This window comes from Salibacterium salarium (genome assembly GCF_030813635.1).
GTDB lineage: Bacteria > Bacillota > Bacilli > Bacillales > Marinococcaceae > Salibacterium > Salibacterium salarium.
In genome coordinates, this window is sequence record NZ_JAUSUM010000002.1 from 1,096,765 (window position 1) to 1,104,409 (window position 7,645).

General features: G+C 40.9%; 7 protein-coding genes, 16 tRNA genes and 1 rRNA gene. 1 reads left to right on the forward strand and 23 read right to left on the reverse strand.

Annotation, left to right across the window (positions count from 1 at the left end; genetic code table 11):
- Positions 1-26 precede the first annotated feature (26 nt).
- The 6 genes from J2S78_RS11580 to queG form a co-directional block, all read right to left on the reverse strand.
- Complete coding sequence (locus J2S78_RS11580; protein WP_306898709.1) at positions 27-587, reverse strand: DUF5366 family protein; 561 nt, start codon at positions 585-587, stop codon at positions 27-29.
- A 59-nt stretch (positions 588-646) separates the two neighbouring features.
- The gene (locus J2S78_RS11585; protein ID WP_306898712.1) at positions 647-964 is read right to left on the reverse strand and encodes an antibiotic biosynthesis monooxygenase family protein; all 318 of its coding nucleotides are present in this window, start codon (positions 962-964) and stop codon (positions 647-649) included.
- A gap of 317 nt (positions 965-1,281) precedes the next feature.
- Positions 1,282-1,755, reverse strand: coding sequence for a tRNA (uridine(34)/cytosine(34)/5-carboxymethylaminomethyluridine(34)-2'-O)-methyltransferase TrmL (trmL, locus tag J2S78_RS11590; RefSeq protein ID WP_306898713.1), 474 nt, complete (start codon positions 1,753-1,755; stop codon positions 1,282-1,284).
- A gap of 73 nt (positions 1,756-1,828) precedes the next feature.
- Entirely contained in the window at positions 1,829-2,707 is an 879-nt protein-coding gene (locus J2S78_RS11595) for an amidase domain-containing protein (protein ID WP_306898715.1), read from the reverse strand.
- 114 nt (positions 2,708-2,821) lie between these two features.
- Positions 2,822-3,358, reverse strand: coding sequence for a methylated-DNA--[protein]-cysteine S-methyltransferase (locus J2S78_RS11600; protein WP_306898716.1), 537 nt, complete (start codon positions 3,356-3,358; stop codon positions 2,822-2,824).
- A gap of 11 nt (positions 3,359-3,369) precedes the next feature.
- Positions 3,370-4,506, reverse strand: a complete 1,137-nt coding sequence (gene queG, locus J2S78_RS11605; RefSeq protein ID WP_125554566.1) for a tRNA epoxyqueuosine(34) reductase QueG — start codon at positions 4,504-4,506, stop codon at positions 3,370-3,372.
- Positions 4,507-4,598: 92 nt separating this feature from the next.
- Between queG and J2S78_RS11610 the strand changes: the two genes are divergently transcribed.
- Positions 4,599-5,291 (forward strand): B3/B4 domain-containing protein, encoded by a 693-nt coding sequence (locus J2S78_RS11610; protein ID WP_306898719.1) that lies wholly within the window; start codon positions 4,599-4,601, stop codon positions 5,289-5,291.
- Between the two features lie 269 nt (positions 5,292-5,560).
- Here J2S78_RS11610 and J2S78_RS11615 read toward each other — a convergent pair.
- The 17 genes from J2S78_RS11615 to rrf all read right to left on the reverse strand — a co-directional run bounded on the left by J2S78_RS11615 (position 5,561) and on the right by rrf (position 7,497).
- Positions 5,561-5,643, reverse strand: a tRNA-Leu gene (locus J2S78_RS11615).
- Positions 5,644-5,667: 24 nt separating this feature from the next.
- A tRNA-Leu gene (locus J2S78_RS11620) sits at positions 5,668-5,757 on the reverse strand.
- A 15-nt stretch (positions 5,758-5,772) separates the two neighbouring features.
- Positions 5,773-5,847 (reverse strand) — tRNA-Cys (locus J2S78_RS11625).
- Between the two features lie 41 nt (positions 5,848-5,888).
- A tRNA-Gly gene (locus J2S78_RS11630) sits at positions 5,889-5,963 on the reverse strand.
- Positions 5,964-5,967: 4 nt separating this feature from the next.
- Positions 5,968-6,042: transfer RNA gene (locus tag J2S78_RS11635), tRNA-Gln, on the reverse strand.
- A 9-nt stretch (positions 6,043-6,051) separates the two neighbouring features.
- Positions 6,052-6,127 (reverse strand) — tRNA-His (locus J2S78_RS11640).
- A 17-nt stretch (positions 6,128-6,144) separates the two neighbouring features.
- Positions 6,145-6,218 (reverse strand) — tRNA-Trp (locus J2S78_RS11645).
- Between the two features lie 10 nt (positions 6,219-6,228).
- Positions 6,229-6,313 (reverse strand) — tRNA-Tyr (locus J2S78_RS11650).
- Between the two features lie 27 nt (positions 6,314-6,340).
- A tRNA-Thr gene (locus J2S78_RS11655) sits at positions 6,341-6,416 on the reverse strand.
- A gap of 8 nt (positions 6,417-6,424) precedes the next feature.
- Positions 6,425-6,500 (reverse strand) — tRNA-Phe (locus tag J2S78_RS11660).
- Positions 6,501-6,531: 31 nt separating this feature from the next.
- Positions 6,532-6,607 (reverse strand) — tRNA-Asp (locus J2S78_RS11665).
- 267 nt (positions 6,608-6,874) lie between these two features.
- Positions 6,875-6,951: transfer RNA gene (locus J2S78_RS11670), tRNA-Met, on the reverse strand.
- Between the two features lie 11 nt (positions 6,952-6,962).
- Positions 6,963-7,038: transfer RNA gene (locus tag J2S78_RS11675), tRNA-Val, on the reverse strand.
- Between the two features lie 8 nt (positions 7,039-7,046).
- A tRNA-Glu gene (locus J2S78_RS11680) sits at positions 7,047-7,121 on the reverse strand.
- 18 nt (positions 7,122-7,139) lie between these two features.
- Positions 7,140-7,233 (reverse strand) — tRNA-Ser (locus J2S78_RS11685).
- 7 nt (positions 7,234-7,240) lie between these two features.
- Positions 7,241-7,315: transfer RNA gene (locus tag J2S78_RS11690), tRNA-Asn, on the reverse strand.
- A 65-nt stretch (positions 7,316-7,380) separates the two neighbouring features.
- Positions 7,381-7,497: ribosomal RNA gene (gene rrf / locus J2S78_RS11695) — 5S ribosomal RNA — on the reverse strand.
- Positions 7,498-7,645: the final 148 nt, after the last annotated feature.

The following is a 7,645-nucleotide window of genomic DNA, read 5'->3' on the forward strand; positions in this document are numbered from 1 at the left end:
ATCACAATAGATCTTGACGGGGCGTTTTACAAAGGCAAACTTTTTATAAGACTATTATACAATCTAAATGCTGCATACAGTATAGCTACAGTGGACACACTCCAAAAACTGACATGAAAAAATATCATGCCAAATAAACCTGCCCCGGACATCGATTCCCCTACTTTGTAAACAAAGAAAATGAAATAGATAATAGTAGCAGCCAAAAAGCAACTAACTATACCTATCGGGACTGTGACAAAAAAAAGAGAGCAGACACTTGCAATCAAGTAGATCCATGTTCCTCCCCGAACTTTTCGAAGTTCATTTCCTTCGACATCTTGTGAGAAAAACAATAACGATAATTCCATCACAGTATCTACAATTAACTTTAAAGCAGAAAATATCATAAAGAAAAATAAAACTAAGAAAAAAAGTAACGTAAATTTAATTCCTGTTTCACTAAAAAATTCAAGCATCCCTTGATATAATCCGACATTCATAAGCCATTCAGTGAGTTGTAACTCTGTATAAATAGCAAAAGAAATGCTGAATAATAGTATTGAAAATAAGGGAAAGTGGCTAGTTAAATATGTATTTCTCATCATTTATTACATTCTCCCACATGAACCCGGTTATCCGAAGCGGATGATTATCCGCTTTAGCATCAAAAATGGTGAATCACTTCATATGACTTTAATTCACTTCCAGATGCCGGGGTTTTTTCTTTCGTGCTGTTTTGATTATTTTGTTGGCCTTGATGCGCCTTCTTAAAGGCATCACTATTTACCCAATCTTCATAATGCTGTTTAGATTCCCATTTTGTAAAGACAACCTGTTTGCCGTTTTCTTTATTTTCTTCCAAGAACATAAAATCAAGACACCCTGGTATGTTTTTCATGTTCTCTACACTATTTCCAAATCTATTCTGCATAGCTTCCTTTGCGTCATCAGGAACATGCAATTCGTTCATTACGACATACATAAAGATAACCTCCTGTATACAAAACGTTTATTTTCCTCACACTAAGGACAATCTACTTTTATTATACCAGTGAATACTAATCTTTACCAATTATTGAATAAAGAAAAGATTTATGATATACAGCGCAACTTCAATAAGGTATAATAACTGATAGGATAAGCTACAAAGGAGGTTTTACATAATGAAGCTGGTATTAATCCTCGGTATATGTGTTGCTTTCTTGGTTTCTATATTTACAGCAGGGTTTGAAGATAAACCCCATAAATACTAATTATAAAACAAACAGCTACCACCAAAACAATGGAGCTGTTTGTTTTTTAGTATAATTTGGGAAATTGCTGTTGTCTAAGGACTTCATAAATGACAATGGCTGCTGTGTTCGATAAATTTAGTGAACGAACGTAGTCATTTTGGGGGATACGTAAACAATGATCTTTATTATTGAAAGTTATTTCTTCCGGTAACCCTTTAGTCTCACTACCAAAAACAAAAAAATAATCTTTCGATAATTCATTGTACGAAAAGTCACTATAAGGAGTAGATCCTATCGTTTCTACAAAATAGTATTCTCCCTCCGGCCATGTTTTGAAAAGTTCTTCTAACGAATCATAATAATGAATGTCGACATTCGGCCAATAATCACACCCTGCACGTTTTAACATTTTGTCATCAGTCGAAAAACCAAGTGGTCGAATTAAATGCAAATGTGTTCCTGTCCCTACGCAAGTCCTCGCTATATTGCCCGTATTGGCTGGTATTTCTGGTTGATATAAAACAATATGATTACTCATGTCTTTTTTGGCACCTCATTTACACGATTTAAAACAAATATGATTATAACATAGATGTTTATAAACTATCTTCTTATCCGATTCGAAAAAATTTATATTTAATATTAGGAGTCCATGCTGTAGAATCTTCATACGTCCAATATCGCGCTCTACTGTTTGTGGTCTGGGCATTAACCAAAGGCTCCTCATTCCCATCAAACCCTGTCACTATTGTACTATGCTGCCACCTATCATCTCCGTTAAAGTCATAACAAATGACATCACCAAGGCCTAATTCCTTGACATTCTCCACTTCAGAAGCCCTTAAGCCTTCGGTGGAACTACTTAAATACCATCGAAAAGAGTGTGCCACAGCCCAACTGTAACTCCATGTTCCTTTCCCGTACCACCATCCCTTTCCTCTTTCAGGCATTCCTCTCATTGGGGCTCCGCCTGCCCGGAGACATTGGGAAATAAAATTTGTACAGTTATCTGTGAATTTACGATAAGAAGAGTTGTAATCGTCCCACCACCGTTCTGCATACTGCACAGCATTTCTTCTATCATAAGAAAAACCACGGTCCACCTGTTGATTAGAAGTGGAAATCTTTTTAGTAGGCAAAGACTCTTTTTGGATCAATTTATCAATGAGAAGATGACCATCATGGGTTTTTACCAAACGATGCAGTACTTGCTCCTCTATATGATATTTCTGCTTTATTTTCATAAAACGTGAGATAACCAACTGATAGGTTACATTTTCTTGTTTGCCAAAACGATGAATCCGATATGGATAAAAGGATACTATTATTTTTAATAAAGTTGCTTCTCGGTGTTGTAACGATCTTTTCAACCTCCTAAGCATTTCTGTCTCTTGAGGTGTTGTTTTATCAGGTCTTGTCCCCACAAGCCCTAATTGAAATCTCATCCAATCCTTGAGATGTTCCTGCAAGGCATCATTCCATTTTTTCATCAACATTCCCCCTCCGTCCGACTCACTGTTTTATCTTATTAATCATAAGCGTCGGTCATTACACTTCACACAGCGAAAAAAAAAACAGCATCTTCAAAAATGATGGATACTGTTTTAAGAGGAGACAGGTTGCAAGGCGCCTTCCAATCTTAATAAATATTCTTTTTTATCTATTCCACTACCATACCCTACCATTTTGCCGTTACTCCCAATAACTCGGTGACAAGGTACAATGATAGAAATTGGATTTTTGTTGTTAGCAGAACCAATCGCTCTGACGGCTCGGGGTGATCCAATCTCATCTGCAATTTGCTTATATGATCTTGTTTCACCGTACGGAATCTGTTGTAATGCTTTCCAAGTGGAACGCTGAAAAGAAGTTCCATATAAATCTAATGGCATATCAAATTCTGTTCGGTCTCCGTCAAAATACTCGTGTAATTGTTTCTTTGCAACTTCCAAAATATCTGTATCTTCTTGAAACACATCTCCTATTTTATACTTTTGAATCCATGGTTTCATACCGTTTATTACTTCTTCTGACTCACCGAAATACAGTGCACATACACCTTGATTGCTCGCAGCTATCGTAATAGGTCCAATACTAGTGTTCATTTGTGAATAAAACAGATCATTTTCAGCTTCTTCCATATTTACACCTCTTATTTTACAGAAATAGGATCTAAAACTTTACTAATCTCTTCTAGAACTTTTTCAGATGTTTCATGTGTATTCGCTTCTTCCAATGCATGGACGGCCTCTTCGGTTCCTATTTGTCCGAGAGACCAAGCCGAAGAACCACGAATAACCGGTCTTGGATCATTCTTCAGTAAGTGTATGAGCGTCTTCACACCCTCTTTGGCTTTGTATGTTCCAAGAGCGAGGACAGCGTTACGCTGAATCGGCTTTTTACCACGCCATGATCCTGCAATAGGTCCAAATTTTTCTTTAAATTCTCTGTTGCTCAGAGTTAGTAATGGAAGCAACTGCGGTTTCACAACTTCAGGGTCCGGCTCAAATTCCTCGTGATTATGATGATCCATCCCTTTATTTTCAGGGCATACCGTCTGACACGTATCACATCCATACAAACGATTTCCAATTTTTTTACGGTATCGTTCTGGCAAAAAATCCTTTGTCTGGGTTAAAAACGCGATACACTTGTTGGAATCAAGCTGACCGCCTTGAACTAAAGCACCTGTGGGACAGGCATCCACACATTTATTACAAGTGCCGCACTGGTCCGTTATTTCGTTATCTGGCTCAAGAGAGAGAGTTGTAATCATTTCGCCCAGGTACACATATGATCCAAATTCGGGTGTAATAATTGCACAGTTTTTGCCGCTCCAACCAATTCCCGCTCTTTCTGCTACCGCTCTATCTGAAAGTTCCCCGGTATCAACCATAGATTGACATCTTGCTTCTGGAGCAATTTCGGCAATGTAAGCTTCTAATTTGTCTAAACGATCACGAAGGACGCGATGATAATCTTCACCCCAAGATGCGCGGCAAAAAAGACCTCGTCTGTCTCCCTTTACGCTTTTTGGAGCATTTTCAAGCTTCGAAGGATAAGCCAATGCAATCGCTATAATTGTTTTGGCTTCAGGTAACAACCGCGTCGGAGTCACTCTCTTATCAATATCCGGCTCTTCAAAGCCCGATTGATAATTCAATCGTTGTTGTTCAATCAGCCGGTCTTTCAATGTAAGAAACGGGTCGGTTGATGCAAAACCGATCTTATCAATCCCGATTTCTTTGCTATATGCTATAATTTTTTCTTTTAGTTCAGCTCCTGTCATATCATCTTCCTCCTTCCTGTTCCCTCGTTTCCCTAATGGAAAACGAATATGATACACTTCTTATAACAACATAATGAAAAGGAGTGGCTTCATTGCTCATAACGTTAGAAAATAATATATTACATAAAGTTCCCAATTTTAAAATCGGTATGACATTTCATCGGAATATCGTCATAGATGAATCTCCTAAAATGTTAAAAGGACGACTTCAATTCTTCCAAGAAAAAATTCGCACGGATTTATTGAATCAAACCATTTTCGATTATTCCGGTGTTTTTGAATGGCAGGACACATTTAAACAATTAGGCATTGATCCAAAAAGATATCGTCCTTCCCACGAAGCGCTATTTCACAGAATTGGCAAAGGAAATGATCTTCCTTTTATTCACTCCGCTGCCGACTTGAATAATTTCTTTTCTCTTCAATATGAAATTCCCATCGGGATCTATGACTTGAATACCTTAGATGATTATATCAAAATATCTCTTGGCACTGAAGGGGACTCATTCGAGGGATTAAATGGGAGAACCAATAATATGTACAAAAAACCTATAAGTTACGATAAAAACGGAGCCTTTGGCAGTCCCATCGTAGATTCAAAACGGTCAAAAACGGACAGACCAACAACAGATGTCGTTCAAATTTTCTATTTAAAACCTTCTATGGAATTGAACGAAACAAATAAATTACTTAAAGCAGCATCCAAAATGTTCACGCAACTGCACAGTGGAGATAGTGTTACTTATCTGTTGCATAAAAATCAGCAGGAAATCATAACACTCTAATCTTTTTGGTTTAGGTAGATAAAAACTTAAACCTACACGCAAATTCCGTTCTGTTTCTAATCATTTCAAGTGTAATGAGACAGGAGTTTGCGTGTATTTTTTGCTTCATTTCCCAACACCTCAATAAATAATATAGAACTAATTTAGCGTAAAGGTTCCGGGTACGCACACGACTACTTGACGGCTAGTTGCGTTCTTTTAGATTGAAAAAAACCGAAGTCTGCATCGCTGCATACTCCGGTGTGATCGTCGTTATCAATATGTAATCTTGGTAGCGGTGGTGGGACTCGAACCCACACTCCGAAGAACGCGATTTTGAGTCGCGCGCGTCTGCCAGTTCCGCCACACCGCCAAACTATTTAACCAAGATAAATGGTGGTGCCGAGGGCCGGACTTGAACCGGCACGGTTGTACACCAACCGCAGGATTTTAAGTCCTGTGTGTCTGCCAATTCCACCACCCCGGCAAAGGTTTCTGTATGTGGAGGCGGCACCCGGATTCGAACCGGGGGATAAGGGTTTTGCAGACCCGTGCCTTACCACTTGGCTATGCCGCCATGTGCATATACTATGATACACATGCACATAAAGTGATAACTGGAGCGGAAGACGGGATTCGAACCCGCGACCCCCACCTTGGCAAGGTGGTGTTCTACCACTGAACTACTTCCGCATAGTGGCTGGGCTAGCTGGATTCGAACCAGCGCATCACGGAATCAAAATCCGATGCCTTACCGCTTGGCTATAGCCCAACAATAAAATGGGGCGATTGATGGGGATCGAACCCATGCATGCCGGAACCACAATCCGGTGCGTTAACCACTTCGCCACAATCGCCATTTTAGAGATAAAAATGGCAGGGGTAGTAGGAATCGAACCCACATTGGCGGTTTTGGAGACCGCTGTTCTGCCTTTGAACTATACCCCTGTGTCAAAAATGGTGGAGGGGGACGGACTCGAACCGCCGAACCCGAAGGAGCAGATTTACAGTCTGCCGCGTTTGGCCAACTTCGCTACCCCTCCAACTATTTATAATTAGAGATTATTTAATGGTGCCGGCCAGAGGAATTGAACCCCCAACCTACTGATTACAAGTCAGTTGCTCTGCCAATTGAGCTAGACCGGCACTATAAATGGTGGCTCGAGACGGAATCGAACCGCCGACACGAGGATTTTCAGTCCACTGCTCTACCGACTGAGCTATCGAGCCATGTACACAGTATACAAAGTGTTTTATAAAATGGCGGGCCTGACGGGAATCGAACCCGCGATCTCCTGCGTGACAGGCAGGCATGTTAACCGCTACACCACAGGCCCTTTTTGTAAAGAATAAGCTGCGAATCTCTTCGTCAACTGCTCTCTGTCAGTCAAGTCACGTACTGCTGTACGCTCCTTTCTTCCTTCGCTTGTTTCCTCGACCTTCTTGCTTCTTCTTTCCAAAAAGCGTTGAAGGCTGAATTGCGAATCTCTTCGTCAACTGTTCTCTGTCGATCAAGTCACCTACTGTTGTACGTTCTTTCGATCTTCTTGCTTCTTTCCAAAAAGATTGAAAGTTGAATTTCAACTCTAGATTATATGTTTATTTGGTTGCGGGGGAAGGATTTGAACCTTCGACCTCCGGGTTATGAGCCCGACGAGCTTCCAGACTGCTCCACCCCGCGATATTATATAATGGTGGAGGATGACAGGATCGAACTGCCGACCCCCTGCTTGTAAGGCAGGTGCTCTCCCGGCTGAGCTAATCCTCCGGTAAGTATGGTGACCCGTAGGGGATTCGAACCCCTGATACCGCCGTGAAAGGGCGATGTCTTAACCACTTGACCAACGGGCCTTTCTTATGTAAACAGTATGGCGGAGAGCGAGGGATTCGAACCCTCGAGACGGCTCAACACCGCCTACACGATTTCCAATCGTGCTCCTTCGGCCAGCTCGGACAGCTCTCCATGAAAATGGCTCCACAGGCAGGATTCGAACCTGCGACCGATCGGTTAACAGCCGATAGCTCTACCACTGAGCTACTGTGGAATATTAATAAATTGAACTAACTAAACACACTATGTTAATTTAACATGTTTTAGAAGAAATGTCCAGCCCGGCGACGTCCTACTTTCACAAAGGGTTGCCCCTTCATTATCATCGGCGCTAAAGAGCTTAACTTCCGTGTTCGGCATGGGAACGGGTGGAACCTCTTTGCCATCATCACCAGACTATTTTCATGAGGAATCGTTCCCTCAAAACTGAATAACGAAGATCGAGCCTGTTGAAACACCCTTACCTTTTGCTTTGGATAAGCCCTCGACCGATTAGTATCTGTCAGCTCCATGTGTTGCCACACTTCCACCTCAGACCTATCAA

Coding starts and splice junctions, on each gene's coding strand:
- J2S78_RS11585 (WP_306898712.1), bottom strand. CDS start 964: ATGTATGTCGTAATGAACGAATTGCATGTTCCTGATGACGCAAAGGAA.
- J2S78_RS11580 (WP_306898709.1), bottom strand. CDS start 587: ATGATGAGAAATACATATTTAACTAGCCACTTTCCCTTATTTTCAATA.
- J2S78_RS11595 (WP_306898715.1), bottom strand. CDS start 2,707: ATGAAAAAATGGAATGATGCCTTGCAGGAACATCTCAAGGATTGGATG.
- trmL (WP_306898713.1), bottom strand. CDS start 1,755: ATGAGTAATCATATTGTTTTATATCAACCAGAAATACCAGCCAATACG.
- J2S78_RS11600 (WP_306898716.1), bottom strand. CDS start 3,358: ATGGAAGAAGCTGAAAATGATCTGTTTTATTCACAAATGAACACTAGT.
- queG (WP_125554566.1), bottom strand. CDS start 4,506: ATGACAGGAGCTGAACTAAAAGAAAAAATTATAGCATATAGCAAAGAA.